Source organism: Pseudomonas sp. SIMBA_041, from assembly GCF_046535095.1.
Taxonomy (GTDB): domain Bacteria; phylum Pseudomonadota; class Gammaproteobacteria; order Pseudomonadales; family Pseudomonadaceae; genus Aquipseudomonas; species Aquipseudomonas mucoides.
In genome coordinates this window covers 1-254 of record NZ_JAWRXJ010000602.1, presented here as the reverse complement: position 1 = coordinate 254, position 254 = coordinate 1, and the positions used below count along the sequence as shown (strand labels likewise).

General features: G+C 62.2%; 1 protein-coding gene. It reads right to left on the bottom strand.

Annotated features, from left to right (window positions below; translation table 11 throughout):
* Positions 1-254, bottom strand: a 254-nt coding sequence (locus SB725_RS32525) for a citrate/2-methylcitrate synthase (RefSeq protein WP_410923617.1), incomplete at both ends; no start/stop codon positions are given.

The following is a 254-nucleotide window of genomic DNA, read 5'->3' as shown; positions in this document are numbered from 1 at the left end:
CATGCAGCAGATGCAGGAAGTGGCCACCGATCGAATCGTCGTCGGTTTCGACTTCGATCCGCTTGCCGTTGTGCGAGTAGTGATACCAGTACAGCAGCATCGAGCCGAGCGAGGCCATCAGCTTGTCGGCGATATCGCGCGCGCCCGGCAGGTTGTGATCGTCTTTTTCGGGCAGCACGGTGCCCAATACGGACACGCCCGTGCGCATCACGTCCATCGGGTGGGCTGCGGCGGGAATCCATTCGAGTGCGGCC